15 protein-coding genes are annotated in these 18,813 nt (G+C 53.5%); 14 read left to right on the forward strand and 1 reads right to left on the reverse strand.

The window, feature by feature from the left end; all coding sequences use genetic code 11:
- Positions 1-80 precede the first annotated feature (80 nt).
- Positions 81-1,298: an alanine transaminase AlaA gene (gene alaA / locus C1P89_RS02450; protein ID WP_000074527.1), complete on the reverse strand. Its 1,218-nt coding sequence runs from the start codon at positions 1,296-1,298 to the stop codon at positions 81-83.
- A 919-nt stretch (positions 1,299-2,217) separates the two neighbouring features.
- Here alaA and lrhA point away from each other — a divergent pair.
- The 14 genes from lrhA (at position 2,218) to nuoN (ending at position 18,809) form a co-directional block, all read left to right on the forward strand.
- Positions 2,218-3,156, forward strand: a complete 939-nt coding sequence (gene lrhA / locus C1P89_RS02455) for a transcriptional regulator LrhA (protein WP_000622281.1) — start codon at positions 2,218-2,220, stop codon at positions 3,154-3,156.
- 628 nt (positions 3,157-3,784) lie between these two features.
- Positions 3,785-4,228, forward strand: a complete 444-nt coding sequence (nuoA, locus tag C1P89_RS02460; RefSeq protein WP_000062997.1) for an NADH-quinone oxidoreductase subunit NuoA — start codon at positions 3,785-3,787, stop codon at positions 4,226-4,228.
- Between the two features lie 15 nt (positions 4,229-4,243).
- Positions 4,244-4,906, forward strand: a complete 663-nt coding sequence (nuoB, locus tag C1P89_RS02465) for an NADH-quinone oxidoreductase subunit NuoB (RefSeq protein WP_000386733.1) — start codon at positions 4,244-4,246, stop codon at positions 4,904-4,906.
- Between the two features lie 93 nt (positions 4,907-4,999).
- A complete protein-coding gene (gene nuoC, locus C1P89_RS02470) occupies positions 5,000-6,802 on the forward strand; it encodes an NADH-quinone oxidoreductase subunit C/D (RefSeq protein WP_000247878.1) in 1,803 nt (600 codons plus the stop codon).
- Between the two features lie 2 nt (positions 6,803-6,804).
- A complete protein-coding gene (nuoE, locus tag C1P89_RS02475; protein WP_000545042.1) occupies positions 6,805-7,305 on the forward strand; it encodes an NADH-quinone oxidoreductase subunit NuoE in 501 nt (166 codons plus the stop codon).
- A complete protein-coding gene (gene nuoF / locus C1P89_RS02480) occupies positions 7,302-8,639 on the forward strand; it encodes an NADH-quinone oxidoreductase subunit NuoF (RefSeq protein ID WP_000789502.1) in 1,338 nt (445 codons plus the stop codon). The genes nuoE and nuoF overlap by 4 nt, the downstream gene beginning before the upstream one ends.
- Positions 8,640-8,691: 52 nt before the next feature.
- Positions 8,692-11,418, forward strand: a complete 2,727-nt coding sequence (gene nuoG, locus C1P89_RS02485; RefSeq protein ID WP_005143013.1) for an NADH-quinone oxidoreductase subunit NuoG — start codon at positions 8,692-8,694, stop codon at positions 11,416-11,418.
- A complete protein-coding gene (nuoH, locus tag C1P89_RS02490) occupies positions 11,415-12,392 on the forward strand; it encodes an NADH-quinone oxidoreductase subunit NuoH (RefSeq protein ID WP_000118507.1) in 978 nt (325 codons plus the stop codon). The genes nuoG and nuoH overlap by 4 nt, the downstream gene beginning before the upstream one ends.
- Before the next feature lie 14 nt (positions 12,393-12,406).
- Entirely contained in the window at positions 12,407-12,949 is a 543-nt protein-coding gene (gene nuoI / locus C1P89_RS02495) for an NADH-quinone oxidoreductase subunit NuoI (protein ID WP_000172743.1), read from the forward strand.
- Positions 12,950-12,960: 11 nt separating this feature from the next.
- Positions 12,961-13,515, forward strand: coding sequence for an NADH-quinone oxidoreductase subunit J (gene nuoJ, locus C1P89_RS02500; protein ID WP_000393511.1), 555 nt, complete (start codon positions 12,961-12,963; stop codon positions 13,513-13,515).
- The gene (gene nuoK / locus C1P89_RS02505; protein ID WP_000612640.1) at positions 13,512-13,814 is read left to right on the forward strand and encodes an NADH-quinone oxidoreductase subunit NuoK; all 303 of its coding nucleotides are present in this window, start codon (positions 13,512-13,514) and stop codon (positions 13,812-13,814) included. Before nuoJ ends, nuoK begins: the two co-directional genes overlap by 4 nt.
- Positions 13,811-15,652 (forward strand): NADH-quinone oxidoreductase subunit L, encoded by a 1,842-nt coding sequence (nuoL, locus tag C1P89_RS02510; RefSeq protein WP_001056601.1) that lies wholly within the window; start codon positions 13,811-13,813, stop codon positions 15,650-15,652. Before nuoK ends, nuoL begins: the two co-directional genes overlap by 4 nt.
- 163 nt (positions 15,653-15,815) lie before the next feature.
- Positions 15,816-17,345 (forward strand): NADH-quinone oxidoreductase subunit M, encoded by a 1,530-nt coding sequence (gene nuoM, locus C1P89_RS02515; protein ID WP_000926454.1) that lies wholly within the window; start codon positions 15,816-15,818, stop codon positions 17,343-17,345.
- A 6-nt stretch (positions 17,346-17,351) separates the two neighbouring features.
- Positions 17,352-18,809 carry an NADH-quinone oxidoreductase subunit NuoN gene (nuoN, locus tag C1P89_RS02520; protein WP_000156691.1) on the forward strand — a complete coding sequence of 486 codons (1,458 nt, stop codon included), beginning with the start codon at positions 17,352-17,354 and terminating at the stop codon, positions 18,807-18,809.
- The last annotated feature ends 4 nt before the right edge of the window (positions 18,810-18,813 follow it).

Raw genomic sequence — 18,813 nt, forward strand, 5'->3', positions numbered from 1 at the left:
GACCTTACGTATGATGACATCATCAGGTCATTGTGGCGGGATAACGCTGCCGGATGCAATCTCCGGCAGTGAAATTAAGATTACAGCTGATGATAACCAGAAAGGAAACGCGCGAACTTGCTCAAAGACAGCTCGATATCATCGACACGCGGTAGCGTGACAATGCGGAAGTGATCCGGCCACGGCCAGTTGAATGCCGTCCCTTGCACCAACAGAACTTTTTCCTGCAACAGGAAATCCAGCACCATTTTCTGATCGTCGTGAATGTTAAAGCGTTTGGCGTCGATTTTCGGGAACATATACAGCGCACCACGAGGTTTCACGCAGGAAACGCCCGGAATATCGTTGATCAGTTCCCACGCGCGGTTACGCTGCTCATAAAGACGACCGCCAGGGGTAATAAATTCACTGATGCTCTGATAACCACCCAGCGCGGTCTGAATGGCGTGTTGCGCAGGAACGTTAGCACACAGGCGCATTGAAGCCAGCATTTCCAGACCTTCGATGTAGCCTTTGGCGTGTTTTTTCGGCCCGTTCAACACCATCCACCCCTGACGGAAGCCTGCAACGCGGTACGTTTTCGACAGTCCGTTAAAGGTAATGGTCAGCAGGTCAGGTGCCAGTGGCGCAATTGAGTGATGCTCAGCATCGTCGTAGAGAATTTTGTCATAAATTTCATCGGCGAAGATAATGAGATTATGCTGACGTGCAATCTCCACAATCTCCATTAAAAGCTCTTTGGAATATACCGCGCCGGTTGGGTTATTTGGGTTGATAATAACGATCCCACGCGTACGAGGCGTAATTTTAGCGCGAATATCATCGAGGTCCGGGAACCAGTCAGAGGATTCATCGCAAAGATAATGCACCGCTTTACCGCTGGAAAGCGAAACCGCCGCGGTCCAGAGTGGGTAATCTGGTGCAGGAACCAACATTTCGTCCCCGCTGTTCAGCAATGCCTGCATTGCCTGAACGATAAGCTCCGATACACCATTGCCGATGTAAATATCTTCCACGGTAACATCACGCATGCCACGAGCCTGGTAGTGCTGCATGATGGCTTTACGCGCGGAGTAAAGCCCTTTGGAATCGCAATACCCTTGAGCGGTAGGCAGGTTGCGTATCACGTCAACGAGGATTTCATCTGGCGCGTCAAAACCGAATGGGGCTGGGTTGCCGATGTTCAGTTTCAGTACCTTGTTACCTTCTTCTTCCAGGCGTTTTGCTTCTTTCAGCACCGGACCACGGATGTCATAACAGACATTCTCTAATTTGCTGGATTTTTCAATGGGGGACATGAATCTTGACCTTTTTTGCTGTTATCGCCACTCCCTGCCGTGGAAGTCAGCTTAGAACAATGTACTCCCCCAGGACGGTGTTTTGAAGGTCTGCAGAATAAGATTTTGCCAGAGGGGAAGGCTCGATTGTGCTGTTAATAACTTAATAATGACAAAATAATGAGGTGTATATGCTTTGCATGCAATGTTATATAGTGAATTGTTCTGATTCTTAATTGCAAGTCTGGTTTTTTTATCTGTAAGATAATTGTGTGAAAATGCCTCATTTAAGAATTCACTAATGAAACGCGATGATGATATTTCCGCATTACGGAGAGTTTAACAGCGTGATGATTTCCGAGGTGTCGCAATGGGGGCAAGGTGTGAAACTATTGTTAAGCGGAATTAATGAATGAGGATGATGCTAATTAATTATTATTTAATATTCAAAAAGGTTTTGATGTGCTTATTAATAATAGAAGATTACTTTGCCTAACATAACATAACTTTGCATCAGATAATTCGCAATGACCCTTATAAATAAAAGGTTTTTGGGGTAAAATGCTCGCATAAATGACGGATCCCTGCTCTTGATGCCGCCTCACCATTGCTGTTTGTACGTGTTCGCGTATGACCAGCGATGCTGCACGAGAGTGGAACAAGGACTCACATTTACATTTATACAAACACGCGCATGTCATAAATAGAAAAGAGTGAGTAACTTAATAGATATGCGATCCCTGAAGATATATTCTGTGATCTACTTCAGGCATTATAACGGAACAATGTGAGTCGCTTTTTTAGTGCAACTCATATGCATTTTTACTTTCGTCCGGGTTCCGGATGAAACTGCCAGGGAGGCACATTACAAATGGAATTGCTTGTTTGTGTGTGCACAGCATTAACCAGCTCAGTATGAGCCGCCAGTAAGTGATAATATATGATAAGTGCAAATCGTCCGATAATTAACCTCGACCTCGATCTGCTGAGAACATTTGTTGCTGTTGCCGATCTGAACACTTTTGCTGCCGCAGCTGCCGCTGTGTGTCGTACTCAGTCCGCCGTAAGTCAGCAAATGCAGCGTCTGGAACAACTCGTTGGGAAAGAACTGTTCGCTCGTCACGGTCGCAACAAACTGTTAACTGAACATGGCATTCAACTTCTTGGTTACGCCAGGAAAATACTGCGTTTTAATGATGAGGCCTGCTCATCATTAATGTTCAGTAATCTTCAGGGCGTGTTAACTATCGGTGCTTCAGATGAATCTGCCGATACGATCTTACCTTTCCTGTTAAATCGCGTGAGTTCGGTTTATCCGAAATTAGCGCTGGATGTCCGCGTTAAACGTAATGCCTATATGGCAGAAATGCTGGAATCCCAGGAAGTGGATTTGATGGTAACCACCCATCGTCCTTCAGCGTTTAAGGCATTGAACCTGCGTACCTCGCCAACACACTGGTACTGCGCAGCGGAATACGTATTGCAAAAAGGCGAGCCGATCCCTCTTGTATTGCTGGATGATCCAAGTCCGTTTCGCGATATGGTGCTGGCGACGCTTAATAAAGCAGATATTCCATGGCGACTGGCTTATGTCGCCTCGACGCTTCCGGCCGTTCGTGCGGCAGTGAAAGCCGGTCTTGGCGTGACGGCAAGGCCGATTGAAATGATGAGCCCGGACCTGCGTGTGCTGAGTGGAGTAGATGGCTTACCGCCGCTACCTGATACCGAATATTTGCTGTGCTATGACCCGTCCAGTAATAATGAGCTGGCCCAGGTGATCTATCAGGCGATGGAGAGCTACCATAATCCGTGGCAATACAGCCCAATGTCTGCTCCGGAAGGGGATGATTCATTGTTGATTGAAAGGGATATCGAGTAATCGACGGACGATAGATAATTCCTGAGACAATAGTGTAAAAACGAGCCGCTGGGGGTGTTTTAAACCCCAGCGGCTTTTTTTTAGTAAAAATCCTTCCTCGCATAGTGCAGAACGTACAAAACTGTTCATTTTTCAATCACCAGAGATTCACGTCCCGAACGCACAAATAATCGCCTGAAAAAAATCACCTGCTACAATGATGTTAAAAATACGTAAATTTGTTGCTGCGTTTTTGTTATGGAATGACAAAAGCGTGTCACAGATCAAGAAAATACTCTCTTTTGGGGGGAGGAATCGACACAAATTCCTGTCAAAATAGACCCGTATTTTTTCCATTGCTTCACAACGGACACGATTCAACAACATCTAATTATCCTGGAGTCGTCAAGGATCTGGCGTGAAAGGGCATTAAATGCTAATGGTGTTGATATTATGTAAACTAATGTGAAGAAACTTTTGTTAAAGTTGACAAAAGGTTATAGAAAGGAGTAAAAGACCACATCAATTAGCTGTATAAAAGAATTTCTACAGTGATTGTAAGGTTTTTTTTATTCCTCCCCATGAATCGATGTGGCGTCCATCTGCCGTGAAGAGCAGTGAATCTGGCGCTACTTTTGATGAGTAAGCAATGAGTATGTCAACATCCACTGAAGTCATCGCTCATCACTGGGCATTCGCTATCTTTCTTATCGTTGCCATTGGCCTGTGTTGCCTGATGCTGGTAGGCGGTTGGTTTTTAGGCGGTCGCGCACGCGCGAGGTCGAAAAACGTGCCGTTTGAATCCGGTATCGACTCGGTCGGCTCCGCCCGCTTACGCCTGTCCGCCAAGTTTTATCTGGTGGCCATGTTCTTCGTTATCTTCGACGTTGAAGCGCTGTATCTGTTCGCATGGTCAACCTCTATCCGCGAAAGCGGCTGGGTAGGCTTTGTGGAAGCTGCAATTTTTATTTTTGTGTTACTGGCAGGTCTGGTTTATCTGGTGCGTATTGGCGCGCTGGACTGGACGCCCGCGCGTTCACGCCGCGAGCGTATGAACCCGGAAACGAACAGTATCGCTAATCGTCAACGCTAACCGCGAGGCATTAAGATGGATTATACGCTCACCCGCATAGATCCCAACGGTGAGAACGACCGTTACCCCCTGCAAAAGCAGGAGATCGTAACCGACCCTCTGGAGCAAGAAGTTAACAAAAACGTGTTTATGGGCAAGCTCAATGACATGGTTAACTGGGGTCGTAAAAACTCAATTTGGCCGTATAACTTCGGTCTTTCCTGCTGTTACGTTGAGATGGTGACTTCGTTTACCGCGGTGCATGACGTGGCGCGTTTTGGCGCAGAAGTATTGCGTGCTTCGCCGCGTCAGGCTGACCTGATGGTGGTTGCAGGAACCTGCTTTACCAAAATGGCACCGGTTATTCAGCGTCTGTATGACCAGATGCTGGAACCAAAATGGGTTATCTCAATGGGTGCCTGTGCCAACTCTGGTGGTATGTACGATATTTATTCCGTTGTGCAGGGCGTCGATAAATTCATCCCGGTTGATGTGTATATCCCGGGCTGCCCGCCGCGTCCTGAAGCGTACATGCAGGCACTGATGCTGTTGCAGGAATCTATCGGCAAAGAACGTCGTCCGCTCTCCTGGGTGGTTGGCGATCAGGGCGTTTATCGCGCCAATATGCAATCAGAGCGCGAACGCAAGCGCGGTGAACGCATTGCCGTAACCAACCTGCGTACACCTGACGAGATTTAATTTGCGCCTGTCGGCAAAGGGATTTTTCTTCGCTTATTCCTAAATCTATTTCGCGAAGCTTACTGCGCCGACAGTCACCACGGACCATTTGCAATGGTGAACAATATGACCGACTTAACCGCGCAAGAACCCGCCTGGCAGACCCGTGATCATCTTGATGATCCGGTGATTGGCGAACTGCGCAACCGTTTTGGGCCGGATGCCTTTACTGTTCAGGCGACTCGCACCGGGGTTCCCGTTGTGTGGATCAAGCGTGAACAATTACTGGAAGTTGGCGATTTCTTAAAGAAACTGCCGAAACCTTACGTCATGCTGTTTGACTTACACGGCATGGACGAACGTCTGCGCACACACCGCGAAGGGTTACCTGCCGCGGATTTTTCCGTTTTCTACCATCTGATTTCTATCGATCGTAACCGCGACATCATGCTGAAGGTGGCGCTGGCAGAAAACGACCTGCACGTACCGACCTTCACCAAACTGTTCCCGAACGCTAACTGGTATGAGCGTGAAACCTGGGATCTGTTTGGCATTACTTTCGACGGTCACCCGAACCTGCGCCGCATCATGATGCCGCAAACCTGGAAAGGTCACCCGCTGCGTAAAGATTACCCGGCGCGCGCTACCGAATTCTCGCCGTTTGAGCTGACCAAAGCCAAACAGGATCTGGAGATGGAAGCCCTGACCTTCAAACCGGAAGAGTGGGGGATGAAGCGCGGCACCGAAAACGAGGACTTCATGTTCCTCAACCTCGGTCCGAACCACCCGTCGGCGCACGGGGCTTTCCGTATCGTTTTACAACTCGACGGCGAAGAGATTGTCGACTGCGTACCAGACATCGGCTACCACCACCGTGGTGCGGAGAAAATGGGCGAGCGCCAGTCCTGGCACAGCTACATTCCGTATACCGACCGTATTGAATACCTCGGCGGCTGCGTTAACGAAATGCCTTACGTGCTGGCGGTAGAGAAACTGGCCGGGATCACCGTGCCGGATCGCGTTAACGTCATTCGCGTTATGCTCTCCGAACTGTTCCGTATCAACAGCCACCTGCTGTACATCTCGACCTTTATTCAGGACGTCGGCGCAATGACGCCCGTGTTCTTCGCCTTTACCGATCGTCAGAAAATTTACGATCTGGTGGAAGCGATCACGGGTTTCCGTATGCACCCGGCGTGGTTCCGTATTGGCGGCGTAGCGCACGACCTGCCGCGCGGCTGGGATCGCCTGCTGCGTGAGTTCCTCGACTGGATGCCGAAACGTCTGGCGTCTTACGAGAAAGCGGCGCTGCAAAATACCATTCTGAAAGGTCGTTCCCAGGGCGTTGCCGCCTATGGCGCGAAAGAGGCGCTGGAGTGGGGCACCACTGGCGCGGGCCTGCGTGCTACCGGGATCGACTTCGACGTGCGTAAGGCGCGTCCTTATTCTGGCTATGAAAACTTCGACTTTGAAATCCCGGTTGGTGGTGGTGTTTCTGACTGCTACACCCGCGTAATGCTGAAAGTGGAAGAGCTGCGCCAGAGTCTGCGCATTCTTGAGCAGTGCCTCAACAACATGCCGGAAGGCCCGTTCAAAGCGGATCACCCGCTGACCACGCCGCCGCCGAAAGAGCGCACGCTGCAACATATCGAAACCCTGATCACCCACTTCCTGCAAGTGTCGTGGGGGCCGGTGATGCCTGCCAATGAATCTTTCCAGATGATTGAGGCGACCAAGGGGATCAACAGTTACTACCTGACCAGCGACGGTAGCACCATGAGTTATCGCACTCGTATCCGCACGCCGAGTTATGCGCATTTGCAGCAAATTCCGGCGGCGATCCGCGGCAGCCTGGTGTCTGACCTGATTGTTTATCTGGGCAGTATCGATTTTGTTATGTCAGATGTGGACCGCTAATTATGCACGAGAATCAACAACCACAAACCGAGGCTTTTGAGCTGAGTGCGGCAGAGCGTGAAGCGATTGAGCACGAGATGCACCACTACGAAGACCCGCGTGCGGCGTCCATTGAAGCGCTGAAAATCGTTCAGAAGCAGCGTGGCTGGGTGCCGGATGGTGCGATCCACGCGATCGCCGATGTGCTGGGTATTCCGGCAAGCGACGTCGAAGGTGTGGCAACGTTCTACAGTCAGATCTTCCGCCAGCCGGTTGGTCGCCATGTGATCCGTTATTGCGACAGCGTGGTCTGTCATATCAACGGGTATCAGGGTATTCAGGCGGCGCTCGAGAAAAAGCTGAACATCAAACCAGGGCAAACGACATTTGATGGCCGCTTTACGCTGCTGCCAACTTGCTGCCTGGGGAACTGTGATAAAGGGCCAAACATGATGATCGATGAGGACACTCACGCGCATCTGACCCCGGAAGCGATCCCTGAACTGCTGGAGCGGTATAAATGAAAAACATTATCCGTACTCCCGAAACGCATCCGCTGACCTGGCGTCTGCGCGATGACAAACAGCCAGTGTGGCTGGACGAATACCGCAGCAAAAACGGTTACGAAGGGGCGCGTAAGGCGCTGACCGGGCTGTCTCCGGACGAAATCGTTAATCAGGTAAAAGACGCTGGTCTGAAAGGGCGCGGCGGAGCGGGCTTTTCGACTGGCCTGAAGTGGAGCCTGATGCCGAAAGACGAATCCATGAACATCCGTTACCTGCTGTGTAACGCCGATGAAATGGAGCCGGGCACCTATAAAGACCGCCTGTTGATGGAGCAACTGCCGCACCTGCTGGTGGAAGGTATGCTCATCTCCGCGTTTGCGCTGAAAGCTTACCGTGGCTACATCTTCCTGCGTGGCGAATATATCGAAGCGGCAGTAAATCTGCGCCGCGCCATTGCCGAAGCCACTGAAGCGGGCTTGCTTGGCAAAAACATTATGGGAACAGGTTTCGACTTCGAACTGTTCGTCCATACCGGGGCAGGGCGCTACATCTGCGGGGAAGAAACAGCGTTAATCAACTCCCTGGAAGGGCGTCGTGCTAACCCACGCTCGAAACCCCCCTTCCCGGCAACCTCCGGCGTATGGGGCAAACCGACCTGTGTCAACAACGTCGAAACCCTGTGTAACGTTCCGGCGATCCTCGCTAACGGCGTGGAGTGGTATCAGAACATCTCGAAAAGTAAAGATGCTGGCACCAAGCTGATGGGCTTCTCCGGTCGGGTGAAAAATCCGGGACTGTGGGAACTGCCGTTCGGCACCACCGCACGCGAGATCCTCGAAGATTACGCCGGTGGTATGCGTGATGGTCTGAAATTTAAAGCCTGGCAGCCAGGCGGCGCGGGGACTGACTTCCTGACCGAAGCGCACCTTGATCTGCCGATGGAATTCGAAAGTATCGGTAAAGCGGGCAGCCGTCTGGGTACGGCGCTGGCGATGGCGGTTGACCATGAGATCAACATGGTGTCGCTGGTGCGTAACCTGGAAGAGTTTTTCGCCCGTGAGTCCTGCGGCTGGTGTACGCCGTGCCGCGACGGTCTGCCGTGGAGCGTGAAAATTCTGCGTGCGCTGGAGCGTGGCGAAGGCCAGCCGGGCGATATCGAAACACTTGAGCAACTGTGTCGATTCTTAGGCCCGGGTAAAACTTTCTGTGCCCACGCACCTGGTGCAGTGGAGCCGTTACAGAGCGCCATCAAATATTTCCGCGAAGAATTTGAGGCGGGAATCAAACAGCCGTTCAGCAATACCCATTTGATTAATGGGATTCAGCCGAACCTGCTGAAAGAGCGCTGGTAACCGAATTTCGATTAACGCTCGGTCCCTGACCGAGAAAACTGGAAGCATGCTAATGGCTACAATTCATGTAGACGGCAAAGAATACGAGGTCAACGGAGCGGACAACCTGCTGGAAGCTTGTCTGTCTCTGGGCCTTGATATTCCTTACTTTTGCTGGCATCCGGCGCTGGGAAGCGTCGGTGCTTGCCGCCAGTGTGCGGTGAAGCAATACCAAAACGCGGAAGACACGCGTGGTCGCCTGGTGATGTCCTGTATGACACCGGCTTCCGATGGCACCTTTATTTCCATTGACGACGAAGAAGCGAAACAGTTCCGTGAAAGTGTGGTCGAGTGGTTAATGACCAACCACCCGCACGACTGTCCGGTATGTGAAGAAGGCGGTAACTGCCATCTTCAGGATATGACTGTGATGACCGGACACAGCTTCCGTCGCTACCGTTTCACCAAACGTACCCACCGTAATCAGGATTTGGGGCCATTCATCTCTCACGAAATGAACCGCTGCATCGCCTGCTACCGCTGTGTGCGTTACTACAAAGATTACGCTGACGGTACAGATCTGGGCGTTTACGGTGCGCACGACAACGTCTACTTCGGTCGCCCGGAAGACGGCACGCTGGAAAGCGAATTTTCCGGTAACCTGGTCGAAATTTGCCCGACCGGCGTATTTACCGACAAAACGCACTCCGAGCGTTACAACCGTAAATGGGATATGCAGTTTGCGCCGAGCATCTGCCAGCAATGTTCCATCGGCTGTAACATCAGCCCCGGTGAACGTTACGGCGAACTGCGTCGTATCGAAAACCGTTACAACGGTACGGTAAACCACTACTTCCTCTGCGACCGTGGTCGTTTCGGTTACGGTTACGTCAACCTGAAGGATCGTCCGCGTCAGCCAGTACAGCGTCGTGGCGATGATTTCATTACCCTCAACGCCGAACAGGCAATGCAGGGCGCGGCAGATATTCTGCGTCAGTCGAAGAAAGTGATCGGTATTGGTTCTCCGCGTGCCAGCGTGGAAAGCAACTTTGCGCTGCGTGAACTGGTGGGCGAAGAAAACTTCTACACCGGTATCGCTCACGGTGAGCAGGAACGTCTGCAACTGGCGCTGAAAGTGCTGCGTGAAGGCGGCATTTATACTCCGGCTCTGCGCGAAATCGAATCTTACGATGCGGTACTGGTGCTGGGCGAAGACGTTACCCAGACCGGCGCGCGCGTCGCGCTGGCAGTGCGTCAGGCTGTGAAAGGTAAAGCGCGCGAAATGGCGGCAGCACAGAAAGTGGCTGACTGGCAGATTGCGGCAATCCTCAACATCGGTCAACGTGCGAAGCATCCGCTGTTTGTTACCAACGTTGATGACACCCGTCTGGATGATATCGCGGCGTGGACTTACCGCGCACCGGTTGAAGATCAGGCGCGTTTAGGTTTTGCCATCGCCCATGCGCTGGATAACTCTGCGCCAGCGGTTGACGGTATCGAACCTGAGCTGCAAAGCAAAATCGACGTCATCGTGCAGGCACTGGCAGGTGCGAAGAAACCGTTGATTATCTCCGGGACGAACGCCGGTAGCATAGAGGTGATTCAGGCTGCGGCTAACGTCGCGAAAGCCCTGAAAGGTCGCGGCGCTGACGTTGGTATCACCATGATTGCCCGTTCCGTCAACAGCATGGGGCTGGGCATTATGGGTGGCGGTTCGCTTGAAGAAGCGTTGACCGAACTGGAAACCGGACGCGCCGACGCGGTGGTGGTGCTGGAAAACGATCTGCATCGTCACGCTTCCGCTACCCGCGTGAATGCTGCGCTGGCTAAAGCGCCGCTGGTGATGGTGGTTGATCATCAACGCACAGCGATTATGGAAAACGCCCATCTGGTACTTTCTGCTGCCAGTTTTGCTGAAAGCGACGGTACGGTGATCAACAACGAAGGCCGCGCCCAACGTTTCTTCCAGGTTTACGATCCTGCTTATTACGACAGCAAAACTGTCATGCTGGAAAGCTGGCGCTGGTTACACTCGCTGCACAGCACCCTGCTGAGCCGTGAAGTGGACTGGACGCAGCTCGACCATGTGATTGACGCTGTTGTGGCGAAAATCCCGGAACTGGCAGGTATCAAAGATGCTGCGCCGGATGCGACATTCCGTATTCGTGGGCAGAAACTGGCCCGTGAACCGCACCGTTACAGCGGTCGTACCGCCATGCGCGCCAATATCAGCGTTCATGAGCCGCGTCAGCCGCAGGATATTGACACCATGTTCACCTTCTCGATGGAAGGTAACAACCAGCCGACTGCGCACCGTTCGCAAGTGCCGTTTGCCTGGGCGCCGGGCTGGAACTCCCCGCAGGCGTGGAACAAATTCCAGGACGAAGTGGGCGGCAAACTGCGCTTTGGCGATCCGGGCGTGCGTCTGTTTGAAACCAGCGAAAATGGTCTGGATTACTTCACCAGCGTACCGGCACGCTTCCAGCCGCAGGACGGGAAATGGCGTATCGCGCCGTATTACCACCTGTTTGGCAGCGATGAATTGTCACAGCGTGCTCCGGTCTTCCAGAGCCGTATGCCGCAGCCGTACATCAAACTCAACCCAGCGGATGCCGCGAAGTTAGGTGTGAACGCAGGTACACACGTCTCCTTTAGTTACGATGGCAATACGGTCACGCTGCCGGTTGAAATCGCTGAAGGGCTGACGGCAGGGCAGGTGGGCTTGCCGATGAGTATGTCCGGTATTGCTCCGGTGCTGGCTGGCGCGCATCTTGAGGATCTCAAGGAGGCACAACAATGAGTTGGATATCACCGGAACTGATTGAGATCCTGCTGACCATCCTCAAAGCGGTGGTGATCCTGCTGGTGGTTGTCACCTGCGGGGCATTCATGAGCTTTGGCGAACGTCGCCTGCTGGGTCTGTTCCAGAACCGTTACGGACCTAACCGTGTTGGCTGGGGCGGTTCGCTCCAGCTGGTTGCGGACATGATCAAAATGTTCTTTAAAGAAGACTGGATCCCGAAATTCTCGGATCGCGTCATCTTTACCCTGGCACCGATGATTGCCTTTACCTCGCTGCTGCTGGCCTTTGCGATTGTGCCAGTCAGTCCGGGTTGGGTGGTTGCCGACCTGAACATCGGGATTTTGTTCTTCCTGATGATGGCAGGTCTGGCGGTTTACGCGGTGCTGTTTGCGGGCTGGTCAAGTAACAACAAATACTCGTTGCTGGGTGCGATGCGTGCTTCTGCGCAGACCCTGAGCTACGAAGTGTTCCTCGGGCTTTCCCTGATGGGCGTGGTGGCGCAGGCCGGTTCATTCAACATGACCGACATCGTCAACAGCCAGGCGCATGTGTGGAACGTTATCCCGCAATTCTTTGGTTTTATTACCTTTGCCATCGCGGGCGTGGCGGTATGTCACCGTCACCCGTTTGACCAGCCGGAAGCCGAGCAGGAACTGGCGGATGGTTACCACATTGAATATTCCGGTATGAAGTTCGGTCTGTTCTTCGTGGGTGAGTACATCGGGATTGTGACCATCTCTGCATTGATGGTGACGCTGTTCTTCGGTGGCTGGCAAGGCCCGTTGTTACCGCCATTCATCTGGTTCGCGCTGAAAACCGCGTTCTTTATGATGATGTTCATTTTGATTCGTGCGTCGTTACCGCGTCCGCGTTATGACCAGGTAATGTCCTTCGGCTGGAAAATCTGCCTGCCGCTGACGCTGATCAACTTGCTGGTAACGGCGGCTGTCATTCTCTGGCAGGCGCAATAAGGGGCAATAAGACCATGACCTTAAAAGAATTGTTAGTAGGTTTCGGCACCCAGGTTCGTAGTATCTGGATGATCGGCCTGCACGCGTTCGCCAAACGCGAAACGCGAATGTACCCGGAAGAGCCGATCTATCTGCCGCCCCGTTATCGTGGTCGTATCGTTCTGACCCGCGACCCGGACGGCGAAGAGCGTTGCGTAGCCTGTAACCTCTGCGCGGTAGCCTGCCCGGTCGGCTGTATCTCGCTGCAAAAAGCAGAAACCAAAGACGGTCGCTGGTATCCGGAATTTTTCCGCATCAACTTCTCACGCTGCATTTTCTGTGGTCTGTGCGAAGAAGCCTGTCCGACCACGGCGATTCAGTTAACCCCGGATTTCGAAATGGGGGAATACAAGCGCCAGGATCTGGTTTACGAAAAAGAGGATCTGCTGATCTCCGGTCCGGGCAAATACCCGGAATATAACTTCTACCGGATGGCAGGTATGGCAATCGACGGCAAAGATAAGGGCGAAGCAGAGAACGAAGCCAAGCCTATCGACGTCAAGAGCCTGTTACCGTAAGGAGAGGGGCAATGGAGTTCGCTTTTTATATCTGTGGCCTGATAGCCATACTTGCGACCTTGCGAGTGATCACCCATACCAATCCGGTACACGCACTGCTGTACCTGATTATTTCGCTGCTGGCGATTTCCGGGGTGTTCTTCTCACTGGGCGCTTACTTCGCCGGTGCGCTGGAAATTATCGTCTACGCGGGTGCCATTATGGTGCTGTTCGTGTTCGTGGTGATGATGCTCAACCTGGGCGGTTCAGAAATCGAACAGGAACGCCAGTGGCTGAAACCGCAGGTGTGGATTGGTCCGGCAATTTTGTCGGCCATCATGCTGGTGGTGATTGTTTACGCCATCCTCGGTGTTAACGATCAGGGTATCGACGGTACGCCAATCAGTGCTAAAGCAGTGGGTATTACGCTGTTCGGGCCTTACGTACTGGCGGTGGAACTGGCTTCTATGCTGCTGCTCGCAGGTCTGGTTGTGGCCTTCCACGTCGGTCGTGAAGAGCGTGCGGGTGAAGTGCTGAGCAATCGTAAAGACGACAGCGCGAAAAGAAAAACGGAGGAGCACGCATGATCCCCTTACAACATGGACTGATCCTCGCGGCAATCTTATTCATTCTTGGCTTAACCGGTCTGGTTATCCGTCGCAATCTGCTGTTTATGCTGATTGGTCTGGAAATCATGATTAACGCCTCCGCGCTGGCCTTTGTTGTCGCCGGAAGCTACTGGGGTCAGACCGACGGTCAGGTGATGTACATTCTCGCCATCAGCCTCGCGGCGGCAGAAGCGAGTATCGGCCTTGCGCTGCTGCTGCAACTTCACCGTCGTCGCCAGAACCTGAACATCGATTCAGTAAGTGAGATGCGCGGATGAACATGCTTGCCTTAACCATTATTTTGCCATTGATTGGCTTCGTCCTGCTGGCGTTCTCCCGTGGGCGCTGGTCTGAAAACGTTTCGGCGATCGTCGGCGTTGGCTCTGTGGGCCTGGCGGCGCTGGTAACCGCCTTTATCGGCGTTGATTTCTTCGCTAACGGCGAGCAGGCATACAGCCAGCCGCTGTGGACGTGGATGTCGGTAGGCGACTTTAACATCGGTTTTAACCTGGTGCTGGACGGCCTGTCGCTGACCATGCTCTCGGTGGTCACTGGTGTGGGTTTCCTTATTCACATGTACGCCTCCTGGTACATGCGCGGTGAAGAGGGCTACTCTCGCTTCTTCGCCTACACCAACCTGTTCATCGCCAGCATGGTAGTTCTGGTGCTTGCCGACAACCTGCTGCTGATGTACCTCGGCTGGGAAGGCGTGGGCCTGTGCTCCTATCTGCTGATCGGTTTCTATTACACCGATCCGAAGAATGGCGCAGCGGCAATGAAAGCGTTCGTCGTGACCCGTGTGGGTGACGTTTTCCTCGCTTTCGCACTGTTCATTCTTTACAACGAACTGGGCACCCTGAACTTCCGCGAAATGGTGGAACTGGCACCAGCGCACTTTGCTGACGGCAATAACATGCTGATGTGGGCGACGCTGATGCTGCTGGGCGGTGCGGTCGGTAAATCTGCGCAGTTGCCGTTGCAGACATGGCTTGCCGACGCGATGGCGGGCCCGACGCCTGTCTCCGCGCTGATCCACGCCGCAACCATGGTAACCGCGGGTGTCTACCTGATCGCCCGTACCCACGGCCTGTTCCTGATGACGCCGGAAATTCTGCATCTGGTGGGCATTGTCGGGGCGGTTACGCTGCTGCTGGCCGGTTTTGCCGCGCTGGTACAGACCGACATCAAACGTGTTCTCGCTTACTCTACCATGAGCCAGATTGGCTACATGTTCCTCGCGCTTGGCGTGCAGGCATGGGATGCGGCGATTTTCCACTTGATGACTCACGCGTTCTTTAAAGCGCTGCTGTTCCTGGCATCCGGTTCCGTCATTCTGGCCTGCCATCACGAACAGAACATCTTCAAGATGGGCGGTCTGCGTAAATCTATTCCGCTGGTTTATCTCTGCTTCCTGGTGGGCGGCGCAGCACTGTCGGCACTGCCGCTGGTCACTGCGGGCTTCTTCAGTAAGGATGAGATCCTCGCGGGTGCGATGGCGAATGGTCATATCAATCTGATGGTGGCAGGTCTGGTCGGTGCGTTTATGACCTCGCTCTACACCTTCCGTATGATTTTCATCGTCTTCCACGGAAAAGAACAAATTCACGCTCACGCCGTGAAAGGGGTAACTCACAGCCTGCCGCTGATTGTGCTGCTGATCCTTTCCACCTTCGTTGGCGCACTGATTGTACCGCCGCTGCAGGGCGTGCTTCCGCAAACGACGGAACTGGCGCACGGCAGCATGTTGACCCTGGAAATTACCTCTGGCGTGGTCGCGATTGTCGGCATTCTGCTGGCAGCTTGGCTGTGGCTGGGTAAACGTACTCTGGTGACCTCCATCGCCAACAGTGCGCCGGGCCGCCTGCTGAGTACCTGGTGGTACAACGCCTGGGGCTTTGACTGGCTGTACGACAAAGTGTTCGTCAGGCCGTTCCTGGGTATTGCCTGGTTGCTGAAACGCGATCCGCTGAACTCAATGATGAACATTCCGGCTGTCCTTTCCCGCTTTGCAGGTAAAGGTCTGCTGTTAAGTGAGAACGGCTATCTGCGCTGGTATGTGGCATCCATGAGCATCGGTGCGGTCGTGGTGCTGGCACTGTTGATGGTACTGCGTTGAGTTAAGGATTGTGGGATTGCCCCTGGGCATATAAGAACGTAGGTCGGATAAGCCGCCTTCGCGGTGCATCCGACACTACCCCCAGTCCGAAGAGAATTTTCTGTCGTGAGAATTCGTTGAAAATCCGGTCCTGACGGGACTTTTACAAGGAATAAAGATCGCCATGTTACTACCCTGGCTAATATTAATTCCCTTTATTGGCGGCTTCCTGTGCTGGCAGACCGAACGCTTTGGCGTCAAGGTGCCACGCTGGATCGCGCTGATCACCATGGGATTGACGCTGGCGCTGTCGCTGCAACTGTGGTTGCAGGGCGGTTATTCACTGACGCAATCCGCCGGAATTCCGCAGTGGCAGTCTGAATTCGACATGCCGTGGATCCCGCGTTTGGGTATCTCTATTCATCTCGCCATTGACGGGCTGTCGCTGCTGATGGTCGTGCTGACCGGTCTGCTCGGTGTGCTGGCGGTACTATGTTCGTGGAAAGAGATCGAAAAATATCAGGGCTTCTTCCACCTCAACCTGATGTGGATCCTGGGCGGCGTTATCGGCGTGTTCCTTGCCATCGACATGTTCCTGTTCTTCTTCTTCTGGGAAATGATGCTGGTGCCGATGTACTTCCTGATCGCACTGTGGGGGCATAAAGCCTCTGACGGTAAAACGCGTATCACGGCGGCAACCAAGTTCTTCATTTACACCCAGGCGAGTGGTCTGGTGATGTTGATTGCCATCCTGGCGCTGGTTTTTGTTCACTACAATGCGACCGGCGTCTGGACCTTCAACTATGAAGAGCTGCTGAATACGCCAATGTCCAGTGGTGCGGAATACCTGTTAATGCTGGGCTTCTTCATCGCCTTCGCAGTCAAAATGCCGGTGGTTCCGCTGCATGGCTGGCTGCCGGATGCGCACTCCCAGGCTCCGACCGCCGGTTCCGTTGACCTCGCGGGGATCTTGCTGAAAACTGCCGCTTACGGTTTGCTGCGTTTCTCCCTGCCGCTGTTCCCGAACGCGTCGGCAGAGTTCGCGCCAATTGCTATGTGGCTGGGTGTTATCGGCATCTTCTACGGTGCGTGGATGGCCTTCGCCCAGACCGATATCAAACGTCTGATCGCCTACACCTCGGTTTCCCACATGGGCTTCGTGCTGATTGCTATCTACACCGGCAGCCAGTTGGCCTACCAGGGCGCGGTAATCCAGATGATTGCGCACGGCTTGTCGGCGGCGGGTCTGTTTATTCTTTGTGGTCAGCTTTATGAACGTATCCATACCCGCGACATGCGCATGATGGGCGGTCTGTGGAGCAAGATGAAATGGCTGCCAGCACTGTCGCTGTTCTTTGCGGTGGCAACGCTTGGGATGCCTGGCACCGGTAACTTCGTCGGCGAATTTATGATTCTGTTCGGCAGCTTCCAGGTTGTCCCGGTGATTACCGTTATCTCTACCTTTGGGCTGGTCTTTGCATCTGTTTATTCGCTGGCGATGTTGCATCGCGCTTACTTCGGTAAAGCGAAAAGCGAGATTGCCAGCCAGGAACTGCCAGGGATGTCGCTGCGTGAGCTGTTTATGATCCTGTTGCTGGTGGTGCTGCTGGTACTGCAGGGCTTCTATCCGCAGCCGATTCTGGATACCTCGCACTCCGCGATTGGCAATATCCAGCAGTGGTTTGTTAATTCCGTTACTACTACAAGGCCGTAAATCGCCATGACAATAACTCCACAAAACCTGATCGCACTGCTACCGTTGCTGATCGTCGGCTTGACGGTGGTGGTTGTGATGCTCTCCATTGCGTGGCGACGCAATCATTTCCTCAACGCTACGCTCTCGGTTATTGGGCTTAACGCGGCGCTGGTTTCGCTCTGGTTTGTCGGCCAGGCAGGCGCTATGGACGTTACGCCGCTGATGCGCGTTGATGGTTTCGCCATGCTTTACACCGGGCTGGTATTGTTGGCGAGCCTCGCCACCTGTACTTTCGCCTACCCGTGGCTTGAAGGCTATAACGACAACAAGGACGAGTTCTACCTGTTGGTGTTAATTGCCGCGCTGGGCGGGATCCTGCTGGCGAATGCCAACCATCTGGCGTCTCTGTTCCTCGGTATCGAACTGATCTCTTTGCCGCTGTTTGGCCTGGTCGGTTACGCTTTCCGCCAGAAACGTTCACTGGAAGCCAGTATCAAATACACCATCCTTTCTGCCGCAGCGTCTTCTTTCCTGCTGTTTGGTATGGCGCTGGTGTATGCGCAGTCTGGCGACCTGTCGTTTGTCGCGTTGGGTAAAAACCTTGGCGACGGTATGCTCAACGAGCCGCTGTTGCTGGCAGGTTTCGGCCTGATGATTGTTGGCCTCGGCTTCAAACTCTCTCTGGTGCCGTTCCACCTGTGGACGCCAGACGTATACCAGGGCGCGCCTGCGCCGGTTTCCACTTTCCTGGCGACGGCGAGCAAAATCGCTATCTTCGGTGTGGTGATGCGTCTGTTCCTCTACGCACCGATGGGTGACAGCGAAGCGATTCGCGTGGTGCTGGCGATTATCGCCTTTGCCTCCATCATCTTCGGTAACCTGATGGCGCTGAGCCAGACCAATATCAAACGTCTGCTCGGTTACTCATCTATCTCTCACCTCGGCTATCTGCTGGTGGCGCTGATTGCGCTGCAAACTGGCGAGATGTCGATGGAAGCGGTAGGGGTTTACCTGGCCGGTTATCTGTTTAGCAGCCTCGGCGCGTTCGGCGTGGTCAGCCTGATGTCCAGCCCGTATCGTGGCCCGGATGCTGATTCCCTGTACTCTTACCGCGGACTGTTCTGGCATCGCCCGATCCTCGCGGCGGTGATGACGGTGATGATGCTGTCTCTGGCCGGTATTCCGATGACGCTGGGCTTTATTGGTAAGTTCTACGTGCTGGCGGTCGGTGTCCAGGCACACTTGTGGTGGCTGGTGGGCGCCGTGGTTGTCGGTTCGGCAAGCGGCCTTTACTACTACCTGCGCGTGGCGGTGAGCCTGTACCTGCACGCCCCGGAACAACCGGGTCGCGATGCACCGTCAAACTGGCAGTACAGCGCAGGCGGTATCGTGGTGCTGATCTCTGCACTGTTGGTACTGGTGCTGGGTGTATGGCCACAACCGCTGATTAGCATTGTGCGGTTAGCAATGCCGCTGATGTAAGCTA

The organism is Shigella sonnei, from assembly GCF_002950395.1.
In the GTDB taxonomy this organism is placed as follows: Bacteria; Pseudomonadota; Gammaproteobacteria; order Enterobacterales; family Enterobacteriaceae; genus ECMA0423.

What these genes read in the sequence shown, in the direction of transcription:
- lrhA (WP_000622281.1), top strand. Translation starts at nt 2,218, where the DNA reads ATGATAAGTGCAAATCGTCCGATAATTAACCTCGACCTCGATCTGCTG.
- nuoE (WP_000545042.1), top strand. Translation starts at nt 6,805, where the DNA reads ATGCACGAGAATCAACAACCACAAACCGAGGCTTTTGAGCTGAGTGCG.
- nuoF (WP_000789502.1), top strand. Translation starts at nt 7,302, where the DNA reads ATGAAAAACATTATCCGTACTCCCGAAACGCATCCGCTGACCTGGCGT.
- nuoK (WP_000612640.1), top strand. Translation starts at nt 13,512, where the DNA reads ATGATCCCCTTACAACATGGACTGATCCTCGCGGCAATCTTATTCATT.
- nuoC (WP_000247878.1), top strand. Translation starts at nt 5,000, where the DNA reads ATGGTGAACAATATGACCGACTTAACCGCGCAAGAACCCGCCTGGCAG.
- nuoJ (WP_000393511.1), top strand. Translation starts at nt 12,961, where the DNA reads ATGGAGTTCGCTTTTTATATCTGTGGCCTGATAGCCATACTTGCGACC.
- nuoB (WP_000386733.1), top strand. Translation starts at nt 4,244, where the DNA reads ATGGATTATACGCTCACCCGCATAGATCCCAACGGTGAGAACGACCGT.
- alaA (WP_000074527.1), bottom strand. Translation starts at nt 1,298, where the DNA reads ATGTCCCCCATTGAAAAATCCAGCAAATTAGAGAATGTCTGTTATGAC.
- nuoI (WP_000172743.1), top strand. Translation starts at nt 12,407, where the DNA reads ATGACCTTAAAAGAATTGTTAGTAGGTTTCGGCACCCAGGTTCGTAGT.
- nuoM (WP_000926454.1), top strand. Translation starts at nt 15,816, where the DNA reads ATGTTACTACCCTGGCTAATATTAATTCCCTTTATTGGCGGCTTCCTG.
- nuoH (WP_000118507.1), top strand. Translation starts at nt 11,415, where the DNA reads ATGAGTTGGATATCACCGGAACTGATTGAGATCCTGCTGACCATCCTC.
- nuoN (WP_000156691.1), top strand. Translation starts at nt 17,352, where the DNA reads ATGACAATAACTCCACAAAACCTGATCGCACTGCTACCGTTGCTGATC.
- nuoA (WP_000062997.1), top strand. Translation starts at nt 3,785, where the DNA reads ATGAGTATGTCAACATCCACTGAAGTCATCGCTCATCACTGGGCATTC.
- nuoL (WP_001056601.1), top strand. Translation starts at nt 13,811, where the DNA reads ATGAACATGCTTGCCTTAACCATTATTTTGCCATTGATTGGCTTCGTC.
- nuoG (WP_005143013.1), top strand. Translation starts at nt 8,692, where the DNA reads ATGGCTACAATTCATGTAGACGGCAAAGAATACGAGGTCAACGGAGCG.